We start from the raw sequence: 15,845 nt of genomic DNA on the forward strand, positions 1-15,845 counted from the left end.
TTTAATCATTTTTGTGATCGGGTGGACATAATATCAAATTACCCAAGAGCATAAAACATGAAACATCCAGTTTACTGGTTCTTAGTGTCTTCGGGGCTGCTCGCTTCAACCTCCTCGAGCTTTGCAGCAGCAGTTCAAGAGACTCTAAATTCCTCTGATAGTTATAATGGAAACACAACAACGACTCCATTCGTACCCAAAGAAACATCAACAGGTGCTGAATATACTTGTAACGGCAATGTATGTATTACTTATGCAGGGAAAACAACACCTTTAACAAAGAGCTGTTTCACAGAGACTACAGAAAATCTTACTTTTCTAGGACAGGGCTATTCTCTTTGCTTTGATAATATTACTGCTACAGCTAAGCCAGCAGCTATTGAAGTAAGTGCCAATGATAAGACGTTATCAATCTCTGGATTTTCTTTATTTTCATGTTCTTATTGTCCTCCAGGAACTACTGAACAAGGGGCTATTCAATCCAAAGGGGTAACTACTTTCAGCAATAACGACAAAATTATTTTCGAAAAAAACTGTTCAACCGAGAAAGGTGGGGCTATCAAATGTGATACAGGCACCAATGCCGAGCTAAAATTCGAAGGAAATAAATATCTGTTGTTCTCTGGAAATTCTTCTCAGCAAGAAGGTGGGGCTATTTATGCGAAAAAACTCTCCATCATCTCTGGAGGGCCAACCCTATTCTCTAATAATTCAACCTCTAAAGCTGCTGACCCTAAAGGCGGGGCTATTTGCATAGCTGATGCAGACAGCGAATGTAGCTTAACTGCCGAAAATGGGGATATTATTTTTGATGGAAATAAAATAATAACCACGGGCACTCCTTCAACGAAAAGAAACTCTATCGATTTAGGCTCTGGAGGGAAGTTCTCTCAGTTAAGAGCTAGAGATGGTTTTGGCGTTTTCTTTTACGATCCAATCGCCAATAATGGCAGCGACACTGATACATTAGAAATCAATAAAGCTGACGGAGCTGCAACCTATTCCGGTCGTATTGTCTTTTCTGGAGAAAAGCTCACAGAAGATGAAAAACAAGTTACAGACAATTTGAAATCCTTTTTCAAACAACCCCTCACAGTAGGATCTGGATCTTTTGTACTTAAAAATGGCGTAACAGTGTCAGCAAAGCAAATCACCCAATCCGGCGGCGCTATTGAGATGGATGCGGGGACCAATCTAACCTCAACCACAGAAGATATTTCCCTAAGCAATCTGGTTATCAATACCGCCTCATTGGGGGGGGGGGGGGTACCTCTGGCAGCACAAATCTCAGCTGAAGGAACCAACAAAAGTGTTACAATCTCCTCTCTTAATTTAGTCGATGCCGACGGAAACGGCTACGAATATCCAGTCTTCTCCACAACACGAGAATTTCCTTCTATTATAGAAGCTAAAGCTAATGGTACAGGAACACCTACAATCCCAACAACTCATCTAACTGACCATGCTCCAGCCGCTCATTATGGCTATCAAGGTCTCTGGACAACATCCTGGGCACAAGGCACAGCCACAACCTCACAACTAGCTACTTTAGCTTGGCAACAAACTGGCTATAACCCTAACCCTGAACGTCAAGGACCTCTAGTCCCTAATACCTTATGGGGATCGTTCTCAGATGTACGCGCCATTCAAAACCTCATGGATATTAGTGTCAATGGTGCTGACTATCAAAGAGGCCTCTGGGCATCGGGATTAGCTAACTTCTTACAGAAAAGCGGAACGGAGACAAAACGCAAGTTTCGTCACCATAGTGCTGGATATGTATTGGGAGCGTATGCCAAAACACTTTCCGATGATGTCTTCAGCGCCGCTTTCTGCCAACTCTTTGGAAGGGATAAAGATTACTTAGTCTCTAAGAATAATTCTAATATCTACGCAGGATCTATTTATTATCAGCATACCTCCTTCTGGGATGCTTGGGATAACCTGCTACAATCTACTCTCGGCGCGCAAGCTCCGTTAGTACTCAATGCACAGTTAACGTATAGTCACACGTCTAACGACATGAAGACAAATATGACGACTAAATACGCTCCACAAGGCGTCGTCTACCCAGAGATCAAGGGTGATTGGGGTAACGACTGCTTCGGAGTGGAACTCGGTGCTACTGTGCCTATTGAATCTCCCTATTCTTCCTTATTTGATATGTACTCTCCTTTCTTAAGATTCCAATTGGTTTATGCTCACCAAGAGGACTTTAAAGAAAATAACAGCACTGAAGGAAGATACTTTGAAAGCAGCGATCTCACAAACCTCTCCATGCCTATCGGCGTGAAGTTTGAGAGATTCTCTGACAATGACATAGCTTCCTACAATGTAACTTTGGCTTATGCTCCGGATCTTGTAAGAAGCAACCCTGATTGTAAAACGTCTCTGCTCGTTAGCCCAACCACAGCTGTTTGGTTAACTAAAGCAACAAACCTAGCTAGACATGCTTTCATTGTAAAAGCAGGAAATTATCTTTCCTTATCTTCTAACTTTGAAATCTTTAGCCAGTTTGGTTTCGAGCTCAGAGGCTCTTCTAGAACCTATAACGTAGACCTCGGATCTAAGATCCAGTTCTAATTCCAACCACCTCCCCTGCCCCATCCGGGGCAGGGCCTACTTATGCCCCACAACCACACCGCAATAAAAAAAAAGACCCTCTATCATATGAGAGAGGATCTAAAACAATAGATAAACGGCGCTTGTATTTAAGAACTAGCCTTCTATTTTTTTGAATAGCAAGACATCTTTAGACATCGTAAGCTCTATAGAAGTATCAGATTTGATATCACCTTTAAGTAGCGCTTTTGATAATAGCGTAACTACTTTTTGTTGAATGAGCCGTTTTAAAGGTCGTGCTCCAAAAGAACTGTCATAACCCTGTTCACTTAAATAAAGAATCACAGAATCATCCCAAGTTAACGTTACACGTCTTTCTAACAAACGTTGCGCAACCCTACGCATTTGAATACCGACTATCTTAACAATATCTTCAGTATTTAAAGGCACAAAAGGAAGGATATCATCAATACGATTGATGAACTCTGGACTGAAGTATTTTTTTAATGTGGGAGCCACTACGGATAATACGGTCTCTTTACTTACCCGACTACCTTTCTTCGCGCAGTAATCAGCAAGTTCTTGAGAACCTATATTTGAGGTCATAATGAATAAAGCGTTTTTACAGTTTACCTTACGCTTCTTACTATCTGTAAGAATTCCCTCATCAAAAATCTGCAGAAGAATATTAAAGACTTCCTTATCTGCTTTTTCGATTTCATCGAAAAGCACTACAGAATAAGGACGGCGACGTAAAGCCTCAGAAAGACTTCCTCCTTCTTCATAGCCTACATAACCTGGAGGTGATCCTATCAACTTAGATACGGAATGTTTTTCCATATATTCAGTCATATCAAAACGCACCATAGCCTCTTCTTTGTTAAACAAAAGATCAGCTAAAGCTTTAGCAAGTTCTGTTTTCCCGACTCCGGTAGGACCTAAAAACAGGAACACCCCTAAAGGACGTTGTGGATCGCTCAGTCCTACACGCGCAGCACGTATAGAATCACTAACAGCAGAAATGGCAAATGGCTGACCTACAACACGCTCTTCTAAAGACTCTTCTAAAACAAGAAGCTTTTCAGCTTCTCCTTCCAACATCTTTTGAATAGGAATTCCTGTCCAATTTGCCACTACCTGAGCAATAAGACGCTCATCTACCTCTTCTTGAAGCAAACGATTGTCCCTTTGATTTAAAGCTTCTTCATCCTCGCGGATTTCTTCTTCAAGAGCAGGGATTAAGCTATAGCGTAGCTCTGCAACACGGTTGTAATCGGCAACACGTTCTGCTTCTTCTTCAGAAAATTTCATATTTTCTAAAGAATTTTTCTTTTCTTTAAGACCTGTGATAAGTTTCTTTTCCTCATCCCAACGCAAGCGTAAAGCAGCAAGCTCTTCTTTAAGTTGCTCTATAGACTGTTGCATAGCCGCAGCCTCTTCTTGATATGAAGGAGCCTTTTCACGCTTAATAGCTTCTTGCTTAACAATCAAAGCGGCAAGTTCACGTTCTTTCTCATCAATGGGTAGCGGTAGACTACCAATTTGCATGCGAATTAAGCTCGCAGCTTCATCTATTAAGTCGATCGCCTTATCGGGAAGAAAACGATCTGGAATATACCTATAGGAAAGAAGAACAGCAGCATTTAATGCTCCCTCAGTAATACGTACGCCATGGAAAATTTCATACTTCTCACGAAGACCTCGAAGGATAAATACTGCATCTTCTAAAGAAGGCTCTGTGACAAAAATAGGTTGGAAACGCCTTTCTAAAGCAGCGTCTTTTTCAATATACTTTTGGTATTCATTCAGGGTTGTAGCACCAATACAATGTAGAGTACCACGCGCTAAAGCAGGCTTTAATAAATTCGCAGCATCCATGGCTCCGTCGGTAGCACCAGCACCTACAAGAGTATGCACTTCATCGATAAATAAAATGCTCTCGCCATCGACAGACTCCACATCTTTAAGAACGCTTTTTAAGCGCTCTTCAAATTCCCCGCGATACTTTGCTCCAGCTATTAACGCTCCCATATCTAAAACATAGAGCTGCTTCCCTTTTAAGCTTTCTGGAATATCACCTTGAACAATACGCAGAGCTAATCCCTCAGCAATTGCTGTTTTTCCCACGCCTGGTTCCCCTATAAGCATAGGATTATTCTTAGTTCTACGTGATAAGACTTGAACAGTACGACGAATTTCTTCATCCCTACCAATCACAGGATCTAACTTGCCTTCCTTTGCTAACAAAGTTAGGTTCTTACAATACTTTTCTAGGCCCCGAAGGTTGTTTTCAGCGCTAGGAGAGTCCATACGATTGCCACGCCTTATATTAATAATGAGTTTTTTAAGATCGTCTAAGGATATTTTTACCGTTTTTTTCCAAGAAGCAAAAGGCTCCTTGTTGGATTTCCAAAAAGCTAACAGTACATGATCTCCAGAAAGGTATTCATCTCCGAGATCTTTCGCCTCCTGTTTCGCATCTAATAGTAAACTTTGCAGTCCTGGCGAAGGCTTAGGCATAGCGCTGCCTTCAATAACTGAAGGTTCTAAAGAAAGCGCTTCATCTACCGCAGAAGTGAGTAATTTAGGATTATTGTGAATATCCTTAATTATCAAATAAAATAGTGATTCCGTATTCTCTAAAAGACATTTGAGAAAATGGTTTTCACTTACGTAAGGATTTTTTGCTGATTGAGCGAGCTCAAAAGCTTTTTCTAGAGCTTCGCTAACCGCATCTGATATCTTATCCATAGCCCTAATACTCTCCTGAAACATATTCTTTGCATAAAAAACACAAAAAATCTACTTATTTTCCAAGGCAATCCCTTGTTGCTCAAGACTTTGCTTCTTGTCTTTTGCTCTGCGCTGTTTTTTCCATCGCGAGCTGTACTGATACAACAATCCGTAATCTTTAACAGCAGAAGTAATATCTTTACAATCTTCCATCAACCCATCGATACGCTCAACACGCACACTATCCAAACAATCCGCCAATCTATCAGCGCTCTTATGTATAGACTCTGTGGCTAATCGTGCCTGCTTTACTAATGAAGTATCTTTTTCTTCATCAAGTAAAGTGGCTATTTTAGCATAGAGATGGGTAGTTTCAGCTTCAAGTTTCTCTAAGGCTTTATCTGCCCTATCAACAAACTGTATTAATTTCTCAATAGGATCAATATTCTGTCCGCAAACTAAATCCTGAGCATAAAGACGATGGCTCTCATCTCTTATCTTTCCAGGAATAATATTCACAATAGATTCTCCTATAATTTTAGGAGAATACATAGCGAAAGTATCCTCTTTATATAGAGAAATCCCCGAATCGATTTTCAATACTAATTCATAACAATACAGCTCTCCGGACTTCCCGCAGATTCCCCTATCCATAATATTTTGTACAGAAGCTACAGAACCTACGATCTTCCCTGCAAGACAGACATTCATTCCCTTGCTTACACCACTAAGATGGGTAAAAGCTACATGAATTTCTTGTTTGCCATCTCCGCGACTTTTAGGAGTGAATAGCATTACAGAAAATAAGCCTAAGATCCCCGCACATAGGAATAATCCAAAAAATATTGATTTATGATCTTCTTTAGACACTTACCCTCCTTAACCGGCATGCCACAACGTTACTCACTGGCGAAAAATTGTCTCGCTAATACATCATTCGTTTGTATAAATTCTTCCTTTGTATAGATAAGGGGGATTGTTCCTTCATGATGAATAGCAATACGATCTGCAAGAGTTAATGCTAATGTAATATCATGGGTAATCACAATACCTCCGATCCCCTGTTCCTTACGCAAACGGAAAATCAGATGGGTCATTTCTCGACTCGTCATAGGATCTAATCCCGCTGTAGGCTCATCATAAAGAACAAGTTTGGGAGAATAAACTAAGGAACGTGCTAAAGCGACACGCTTAACCATACCCCCCGACAACTTATTCGGCATAAACTCTGCAGCATAACTTAATCCTACATTCGCTAAAGCTTGATCTACCTTAGCATTTATCTCGCCTTTAGAAAACACCCTATAACGTTCATTATACGCATGAAGCCCAAAGGCAATATTTTCTCGAACAGAAAGAAAATCAAAAAGGGCGCCACCTTGAAATACCATACCAATGGTGAGATCTTTTAAACGTCCTTTATGGGTAAGTTCCTCAGCATAACGCACCTCTCCAGAATCAGGAATCTCTAATCCCATAATATGACGAAGAAGGACACTTTTCCCTGTCCCAGATTTACCTAAAATCACCAAAAGCTCATCAGGAAATACCTCTAAAGAAATCCCCTGCAATACCGTATGGCCTTGACCTTCGGTATTGCAATAGCTCTTATAAACACGATCTACACAAATCCAGGGCTCTACCATACATTTCCCTAGCAACCTAAAACATGAAAAAATGACGTAATGACACAATTAGCGAATAAGATAGAGATGTAGGAGGTAACCACTCCCGCAGTGGTGACCTTAGCCACATCTGTAATACGACAATGCTTCCCTAAGCCCTGATAACACGCTAAAGAGGTAATGATAAATCCAAATACTAAAGATTTAACAATGACCATCACAATATCGGATAGCAATACATTTCCCGATACCATATGTAAATAAACCTGAGCAGGGAGTTGAAAAGCATAACGACATAGCAAATACCCACAAAAGATCCCCGACCATACTGCAGCAATTACCAAAGCAGGCATAGCAATAATCCCTGCAATGATCCTGGGTAGAGCAAAGTATTCTAAAGGATTCACTCCTAAAGTCTCCATAGCGCTAACTTGTTCTGTCATGCGCATAGTTCCTAAAAATGCAGAAATCGCTCCTCCCACTCTTCCTGAAAGAGCGAGAGCTGTAAGCACAGGACCAATTTCCACTAAAATACTTTTTACAACGAAAAATCCTATAGCGCAGGACAAGCCATGAATGCCTAATTGATAATAGGACTGTAGAGCTAAAACGATTCCTGTGACAGCTCCCGTAAGCATAACTACAGGCAAAGAAGCAACGCCAATATCATAGCCTTGTAGGCTTACAGACCGAAATAAACTTTTCTTCCATGAACAACTTTTGATTACTGCACAGGTAAATCCCATCCATCTGCCTAATTCCAAAGGAAATAAACATAATACGCGGAAAATACGAGAACGTTTTTTTGTTTCCATGCTCATATCCTCACAATATGGAGAAAACCTTGCGTCTTAAATACCTTCGAAGGTTTTCACTAAACTATCAATAAGGACATTTTGCGTATAGGCTAGATTTTCTCTACTATGGACAGAAGAAATAAAACTCGCTTCCATAGAAGCTGGAGACAAATACACCCCTCGAGAAAAGGCATGCCGATAAAATATCCCAAAGGTCTTCTGATCACATTCCTGCACATCACGGAGATTTCTAGGAGGGGTTTCTCTAAAAAAGAAAGAAAACATAGAACCCGCTCTTACCAATGCTATAGGAAATCCTTTACAGCGAATGAAGTCTTCTATAGGAGATAAGAACCCTTCTGTGAGATTTTCTAACTTAGGATAAAAATCTCTCTCCTGACAAAGCTCTATAGAAGCTTGCCCTGCAGCCATAGCAATAGGATTCCCTGAAAGAGTTCCCGCCTGAAATACTGTTCCCACAGGCATCAAATGCTCCATAATACTTTGATGAGCTAGAACGGCAGCAACAGGCATCCCTCCGCCTAAAATCTTCCCGTATACAGTAATATCGGGAGTAACATCGAGGATAGAGCGCATCCCTCGACTCCCCATACGAAATCCTGTAACAACCTCATCCATAATCGATAAAGCTCCATACCGTCGGCATGTGGTTATAATGCTCTCAATCCACCCGGCTTCAGGAAGAACAACACCCATATTGATAGCTATAGGTTCAAAGATCACACAAGCAACGCGTTCCCCTATCTTCTCCATTACCTCTTCAAAAGTCTTCAGATCATTGTAGGGCAAGATTAAAGTTAGGGGTAAGCAAGGATCTGAAGAAAAATATCTATCTACAAGATGGGGAACTTCCATAAGATTATTCTCATCTATAGTCATTCCCTTTAGCAAAACATCAGCATGTCCGTGATAACATCCTAAAAATTTAATCATCACTGAGCGTTGCGTAACTCCACAGGCAAGACGCACAGAAGTCATGGCAGCTTCCGTTCCTGAAGAGACAAAACGTAGTTTATGATCTTGCAATCCCAAACAAGAAAATAGAGTGGTGGCTAGAGAAATTTCATTTTCTGAAGTGAGTCCATAAGAGGTTCCTTGAGATGCTGCACTGCAAAGCGCATCTAAAATCTTTGGATGGCTGTGACCGTGAATCAACGATCCCCAAGATCCACAAAAATCAATAAAGTTTTTCCCAAAACTATCTATGAAAACATCTCTAGAAGCACTAGAGACAATAGGAGGAACAATCCCCACAGGAATACAGGCTCGTATTGGAGAATTTACTCCTCCGGGAAAATAGCGACAAGCTTCAGTATAGGTCATTGGTGTTTCATCGATAACTGGCATAGAACCCCCTAAGAAAATCCGGGGTTATTTTGAGCCATAGCCACTTTAAAACCTAGGAAAAGCCTCACTAGAAATTAAATAAAACTTGAGTCTAATTCAGTAAAAGATTCTCAGGCACTGTGGATAGTGAAGCGTATTTCCCTCCCAAATCTTTAAGGATCCTAGACCAGAGATTGTCGGGATTATCAGAAAATACATACTCATAGCTTGCGGGAGCTAAAAACCAATTCCCCTCTAGGAATTCTTTTTCTAGCTGTCCTGCTTGCCAACCACTATAACCAAAACATAAGTTTATCGTTGGCCCGGACTCACTAGCAGCGATCTCTTGTAGGAAAGACAAATCTCCCCCTAAATATACAGAAGGACAGATTTCTAACGTCTGTTCAGAAATTTCAGAACAGGAATGCAAAAGCATCATTTGATTGGCCTGCAGAGGGCCTCCCATGCAAAAACGGATATTGTTATTAGACACCTTATCAAAAGTAAAAATATCATCAGATATTTCTAAACCTAATGTCTTATTTAAAATGAGCCCGAACGAACCGTTCAGGCTATGCTCACATAATAAAATTACACTGCGAGCAAAGACTCCCTGATCTGTATCAGGAGAAGCCAATAACAATGAGCCTTTCTCTAAAATAGCATAGGGAATTTTTGCCATAAGATACCGTATTATTTTATTCTTCGTAAGCTATGGCAGCATCAAATACAGATTTCACACAAAGAATAGGGACTTTATGTGTAAGTGCTAAAGAAATGCTGTCGCTAGGGCGAGCATCAACATCGGTGACATAGAGAAAATCTCCTTGTTTTTGCTCTAAAAACATGCGTGTATAAAATACATTATCTTTGTAATCATTAATGACAACACGCACCACATGGATATCAAAACCTGAAAAAACAAAGTTGAGGAGATCATGAGTTAGTGGTCGTGATAAAGAAAAGTGTGAGGAATCAGAGTGATGAAATGCCTGGCCCATGGATGCATGTCCGTATATCGCAAATTTTTTCTCCTCGGTACCTAAGACAATTCCTGCGTAATGACAAAAGCTGACTAACTTGTAAAAGTTAAGCAAAACTAAAGGGGTATCTTGGAGCAGTTCTCTTTCTATACTCATAATCCACCGGTGTTCTTTTTGCCAATCTGACCGTTGGTATAACCCAACCATACCTCAACATTCTCTATAACAAACCCTGCTTCAATAATACCATGAATTTGTAATAGCTTGAGGAGATCTTCCTCGGGATGGGGGTATACATTTGGAGTATGAATATCGTAAATATAATTCCCGTTATTGGTGATAAAAAATCCCCCACGAGGATTCTTTCTTAAATTTCCCAGATATCCAAAATTCTCCAAGGTAGCAATAATAGAAGATCTTCCAAAAGGACTAATCTCCACAGGAAGACCAAACTTCCCTAAAACCTTAACGCTTTTACTCTCATCAGCAAGTATCAAACGTCGTTGACTCGATTGCAGTAGTATCTTCTCTCGAAAAATGGCTCCACCGCCACCTTTGATCATCCGCAGTTGGGGATCTATCTCATCAGCACCATCAACAGCAAGATCCGTGTTGATGAATTCTTCATCATCAATCAAGGGGATCCCTAAACTACTTGCTAGGGAATAAGACTCTTTCGAAGACGCCACAGCACGAATATCTAAATTCTCCTGCTTTTTCCTTTCAGCAACAGCTTTGATGAATTCTCTAGAGGTCGAACCACTTCCCAATCCTAAAAGCATTCCGGAGGTCACCAAAGCAGCAGCTTCACGAGCTAAATGTCTTTTTACTTCTAAATAGGGATCCTCTTTCACAATACCTCTATTTGTTCCATTCTCTATAGCTTTTATGTCGAGAACTCTCTCATGTCATGCAAAAACTAAAAGCCAAAATCATACTAATATAATCACCTTTGCAAGGTCAAATTAGGATATTAGCAAACCACGTATAGGTTAAAAAAACAGCGTTGATTATCTTGAATATTACATCAAAAACGTAAATGCTTTATACCCATTCTTCCCAAGTTTTATAGGCAAGGCTAGGTTGAAATTCAACATCATCGACATCCGTAGATATATCTAAAATACGATTCCAAATCTGTTTTTTTGAAAATTTATTTAAGTACTGACCTTTATGATTGCTAAGATCTTTTAGCAAAGCTTTTGCTTCTGTATTTAATGTACAAATCCCTAATCCTGAATATAACCAAATCAGGAACTCTTCTCTATCTTCTCTGGATAAAGAAGATTGTGTGGCTAAAGCTGTATCTACTATAGCTTTTACATTAGCATCTTCTTTCCAGATAGTATACATGGATTGGTTCATAGCTGCGGATAATGTTCGATAGTCTTGCATACTTATTGAAGAGAAAACTGGTAAATATTGAGGATGAAAAATTCCCAAAAACGCCATTTGCCCAATGATTAAACTATTTAAGACATCGCTGTTATAATCCTGAAGAACCTTAGAAGAAAAAGTTTCCAACCAATAGCATGGGCAATTCTCTTCAATGATAGAATCTAAATCCAATTCGCCATTACGCATTAAATTTGCCAAATTTTCCCGAGATTCTTGAGATAAACTATTAAAAGCTGCGAGTAATTCTTGAGAATCTGTAAAAGGATCTATATCCGCTCCAGAAGCTAAAACTCCTAATCTATAAAGCTGAGCAAATGATAAATTGTATTTATCTAACACACAAACTGTAGCTATAGAACTGTCTTCTTTATGTATATGAGATAGGAAAGCTCGAGGATATTTAGCAAAAATTCGCTCACGCAATTTATTAGGGATTTTCTTATTTTCGACAATACGATTTCTTCTATGTGCATAAATACGCTGCAGTCCAATCAATGCACTAATACAGCCAAAAGTAGCTGCTGCAATTAAAGGAAATCCCATGCCAAGTGTTAAGCCTAATACAGGAATAGCAACAGAAAGCGCTATTATCCCAATGGCAAATAATGTGACTAATATTATTAAGGCGTAAGAAATTTTAGATTTAGCAAATTTATTAGAAACAGAGGATGCGGCAGCTCTATCTTCTGCCTTAGTATCCATAGGTTTTTGATTATCTATTCTCATTTTCAGTGCTAACACAATATCTTTAAGTACAAATTATGTATTAAACATTTAGGAGATAAAATAGTAATTGATAATAGAATATTTTTTTGCCCATATATAAATTGATTATTTAAAACTTAAGAAAATCAATAATATAACATCAAATCAGAGTCAGCATTCGCGTTAACAAGATTGCTCGTCAGCGATATCTTACTCCCGTATTGGGATCTATGAGATAGTAATGAAGATGAGACGAGGAAAGTTTTTGCTTCTGCAAGTTATGTTTGCTGTGTTTGTTAAAAAATTCCAAAGTCCCTTTATGAAAACCATAAACACGATGAGAGTCATAATGATAGAAATGCATCCACTCTTTCAATGTAAGTAAAGCTATTTTAGGATCAAAATTTTCTGGATTCTCTTCATCGAGGTATGGAGAAGTAATCAGTAATAATTCCATTAGAATACCCCCAACACGAGATGTATCGAATGCATGGAGAAAACCTAGCTGGCGGCATTCTATATCTTTAAATAACTGTAGTTGCTTCCAGGTAATCCCGTGTTTACATAGCGCCAATAACCAAGGAGTACGTGATTTATTAAAATCTTCTAATAACCATGATCCTCTTCGTTCAAACCCTTCTATAGTTTTATTTTCTAAATACGTTCTAAATCGCACATCTAGCTCTTCAACAAAATTACGTACCTCTCCCCAAGTATTATTTCTTGCATGTTGGGATAGCATACCGTACTCTTCTTCAGAAATAAGACGTGCTAGCAGCCAAACAAAAGGATGAAACGCTGTTTGATTTATATCCGATAAACCTGCTCGATTCACCCAATACACAGTAGGTTCCATACGCTCAGCATCGGGATATTCCCTAGGGCCAAGGTGAATGAACTTATTTATCAGGCACAAAGGACAATTCTTTAAAAGAATGTTCTCTAACTCAGGCAATTGAATGCCCTCACAGGCCTGTTGCAAACGCTCAAGACCAAATGATTCCACTCTATTTTTACAATCCTCAGAAGGAAAATTAAAATTCCCCGAAGACAATCCTAATAAAACAGCGCGGAATTCTTGAAAATTAAGAGTCTTACTAAAGACAAGATCATGAATAATTTTAGGATAAGATTCTTCTATAAGAGAACGAAACCCTGAAGGAAGAGGATGCTTTAACTCACGGATTGCATGACACAATGCCAAAGCGGCCGTTACCCCAACAATAACTAAAGAGAGAGCTAAACCCATTACAAGTAAAGGATGAGAAAATCCATAGATAACTAGTGATAAAAAGCTAACAGCACAGACAAAACAAAATATTCCTGTTATAGCTAAAGCATTCTTACGTAATGTATCCATTACGCAACGCATCTTCTTTCCCAGATTTATTAAGGATAAAGAATGAAAGGAGTGTGTCTCAGGGAATATGTTTTTAAAGTCATAACCCACCTAGTTATTTTTAATTTTGGAAACAAAAAAAATCCGGGAATTTTTAATCGCATCTAAAATTAAAAACAACAGGCAAAATCAATCCATCTCAGAACTTTTTATTTCTTAGAAAATCTGAAATAAAATTGTTAGTTACAACCGGAGAAATGATGAAAAGCAAATCCAGAAAGCTGATTTAATAAAACCTACATTACTGTCTAAACTTAAAAGATTTTTACTCTACGATCGCACCCGTCTCTCTATTTATATTGCGCTCAGGCAAACAAGGGATATCTCTATTTGTATTACATTCTCGCAAAGTATTTTGACTGCGTTTTCTTAAGAGAGCCATAGTGCAATCATAAATATAAAAATCCTTTTTATACTTATGGGAATCAAGACCTTTCTTCCATTCTCTAAAAGTAAATAAGATTAAGTGTGGGTCAAAAGCCTCGACATCACTTTCATTAGCATAGGGTGAAATAGAAAAGTATGATTTCATCAAACAAGCTCTTCTCCTAGACATTTCGAATTCATCCATTAGGCCAACACTTGAACAGTCTAATTCTTTAAGTAATTGCAATTGTTCCCAACAGACACCGTGTTTACATAGATACAATAACCAGGAGCCACCAATGAGAGATCTCAGCATACCTTTAGTCAAACCATCCTGTTCGACAAAATAGTTGTCTACACCCTCTCTTACACGAAGTCTTAAGTTCTCAGTTAAATCTTTAATCTGATCCCAAGTAGAATCTTTCGCATGCTTCAAAAGTATTTCATATTCTTCCTTAGTCACTACTTGAGATAAAACCCAATTATGAAAATTAAAAAATACAACGTAGCTACTTGACAATCCTAAACGACTTAACCAATATACTTCCGGAGGTAAATTGACAGATTCAGGGAACTCTTTAGGACCTAGTTGGATAAACTTACTTAAAAGATATAGAGGACAATTTTTCAAAAGAATCTTCTCTAGATCGGGCAGTTGAATACCCTCACAAGCGCTTTGTAAACGCTCAAGACCAAATCTCTCTAACTTCTCCCGGCATTTTTTCGAGGGAAAAGTAAACACCCCAGAAGATAAACCTGAAATAACAACACGTAGTTCTTGAAGGGTCAATCTCTCTTGAACTACTAGCTCGTAAATAGATACGGGAAACTCTTTTTTTATTATTGATAGGAAACCTTCAGGAAGGGAGGGCCCGAATTCACGTCGTATATAACGACGTAAGGATATTGCCAAGAGAACTAAGGTAAGAACCAAAGAAATAACTAAACATATGATTAAAGCAGGCTGAGCTGCTACACAAATTAAAGCAATAGCAAATGCCATGGAAAGAGCTAAACAAAATACACTGCCCACTCTTAGAGCATTTTTACATAACTTATCCACAGGACAACGAGAGCAAATCCCCTTTTGAACTACTTCAGACAAATGGGGGTGGGAAGTGATTAGTGACGTCATAGGTACCCTACTAAAAAAATCCCCTAAGTTTTAGATTAGAAACCTATTGCGAAGGAGGAAGAAAATATTATTTCAACACAAGACTTGAAATATGTTAATTATTTAACATATTAAATTCAATAAATAGTAAAATTGAACTAACTCTTCATTATCTTCGTGAATATAATTCGATATAGAGTTGATTACCCCCCCCCCTTCATCTGATCTTTCTGAATCATAAAGCAATATAACGGCTTTATATAAATTTTCTTAAATAGACTCAGTTGCCCCCAAGTTACACCATACTTACACATATAGAGTAGACAAGGTGCGGCTGTTTTTCTCCGTAAGGGATCCTCTCGTATATGTTCAATACGATCCCAAGTAGCGTTTTGAGCATGTAATAACAATTGTGTGTATTCATTTTGAAAAGTAGATTACGCAAACATCCACACGTAGGGATGGAATACTGTATCCAAACCATCTGATAAACATAGACGGTTGAGCCAATAAATTGGCAGGTCTAAATCTTCTAATTCAGGAAATTCTCTAGGACCCAATTGGATGAACTCATTGATTAAACAAAAAGGAAAATGCGTAAATAAAAGATCTTCTAAATCTAACCGCTCAACTCCCCCACAAACTATTTGCAACCACTCAAAACCAAACTTTTCAGCTTTTACCCTAGACGTATCGAAATAAAATATCACGCAACTCATGTAACTCGAATCTTTGTTTAAAAACCAACTCGCAAATCACACTAGGGTAGGCTTAGCCAAGAACAGTAAGGGAACCCTCAGGAATAGGAGGTTTCAT

General features: G+C 38.8%; 13 protein-coding genes. 1 reads left to right on the forward strand and 12 read right to left on the reverse strand.

All coding sequences use genetic code 11. From position 1 onward, the window contains the following. Positions 1–57: 57 nt before the first annotated feature. Positions 58–2,583: an autotransporter domain-containing protein gene (locus tag CCA_RS03150; RefSeq protein ID WP_011006581.1), complete on the forward strand. Its 2,526-nt coding sequence runs from the start codon at positions 58–60 to the stop codon at positions 2,581–2,583. A 135-nt stretch (positions 2,584–2,718) separates the two neighbouring features. Here CCA_RS03150 and CCA_RS03155 read toward each other — a convergent pair whose 3' ends face one another. The 12 genes from CCA_RS03155 to CCA_RS05170 all read right to left on the reverse strand — a co-directional run bounded on the left by CCA_RS03155 (position 2,719) and on the right by CCA_RS05170 (position 15,748). Then, positions 2,719–5,313, reverse strand: coding sequence for an ATP-dependent Clp protease ATP-binding subunit (locus CCA_RS03155; RefSeq protein ID WP_011006582.1), 2,595 nt, complete (start codon positions 5,311–5,313; stop codon positions 2,719–2,721). A gap of 51 nt (positions 5,314–5,364) precedes the next feature. Continuing rightward, the gene (locus CCA_RS03160) at positions 5,365–6,165 is read right to left on the reverse strand and encodes an MlaD family protein (protein WP_011006583.1); all 801 of its coding nucleotides are present in this window, start codon (positions 6,163–6,165) and stop codon (positions 5,365–5,367) included. Positions 6,166–6,194: 29 nt separating this feature from the next. Next, on the reverse strand, positions 6,195–6,941 hold the full coding sequence (locus CCA_RS03165; RefSeq protein ID WP_011006584.1) for an ABC transporter ATP-binding protein: 747 nt from the start codon (positions 6,939–6,941) through the stop codon (positions 6,195–6,197). A gap of 8 nt (positions 6,942–6,949) precedes the next feature. Continuing rightward, the gene (locus CCA_RS03170) at positions 6,950–7,735 is read right to left on the reverse strand and encodes an MlaE family ABC transporter permease (protein ID WP_041462219.1); all 786 of its coding nucleotides are present in this window, start codon (positions 7,733–7,735) and stop codon (positions 6,950–6,952) included. Positions 7,736–7,771: 36 nt separating this feature from the next. Next, complete coding sequence (locus CCA_RS03175) at positions 7,772–9,085, reverse strand: aspartate aminotransferase family protein (protein ID WP_011006586.1); 1,314 nt, start codon at positions 9,083–9,085, stop codon at positions 7,772–7,774. A gap of 91 nt (positions 9,086–9,176) precedes the next feature. After that, positions 9,177–9,746 carry a YqgE/AlgH family protein gene (locus tag CCA_RS03180; RefSeq protein WP_011006587.1) on the reverse strand — a complete coding sequence of 190 codons (570 nt, stop codon included), beginning with the start codon at positions 9,744–9,746 and terminating at the stop codon, positions 9,177–9,179. A gap of 16 nt (positions 9,747–9,762) precedes the next feature. After that, entirely contained in the window at positions 9,763–10,203 is a 441-nt protein-coding gene (locus CCA_RS03185; RefSeq protein WP_011006588.1) for a bifunctional nuclease family protein, read from the reverse strand. Continuing rightward, complete coding sequence (rpiA, locus tag CCA_RS03190; protein ID WP_011006589.1) at positions 10,200–10,901, reverse strand: ribose 5-phosphate isomerase A; 702 nt, start codon at positions 10,899–10,901, stop codon at positions 10,200–10,202. The genes CCA_RS03185 and rpiA overlap by 4 nt, the downstream gene beginning before the upstream one ends. Positions 10,902–11,091: 190 nt before the next feature. Then, positions 11,092–12,186: a DUF1389 domain-containing protein gene (locus tag CCA_RS03195; RefSeq protein ID WP_011006590.1), complete on the reverse strand. Its 1,095-nt coding sequence runs from the start codon at positions 12,184–12,186 to the stop codon at positions 11,092–11,094. 163 nt (positions 12,187–12,349) lie between these two features. Continuing rightward, on the reverse strand, positions 12,350–13,522 hold the full coding sequence (locus CCA_RS03200) for a DUF1389 domain-containing protein (protein WP_157850887.1): 1,173 nt from the start codon (positions 13,520–13,522) through the stop codon (positions 12,350–12,352). A 292-nt stretch (positions 13,523–13,814) separates the two neighbouring features. After that, a complete protein-coding gene (locus CCA_RS03205) occupies positions 13,815–15,050 on the reverse strand; it encodes a DUF1389 domain-containing protein (RefSeq protein ID WP_011006593.1) in 1,236 nt (411 codons plus the stop codon). A gap of 416 nt (positions 15,051–15,466) precedes the next feature. After that, on the reverse strand, positions 15,467–15,748 hold the full coding sequence (locus CCA_RS05170; RefSeq protein WP_011006595.1) for a DUF1389 domain-containing protein: 282 nt from the start codon (positions 15,746–15,748) through the stop codon (positions 15,467–15,469). Positions 15,749–15,845 lie beyond the last annotated feature (97 nt).

It is taken from the genome of Chlamydia caviae GPIC (assembly GCF_000007605.1).
GTDB classification, from domain to species: domain Bacteria; phylum Chlamydiota; class Chlamydiia; order Chlamydiales; family Chlamydiaceae; genus Chlamydia; species Chlamydia caviae.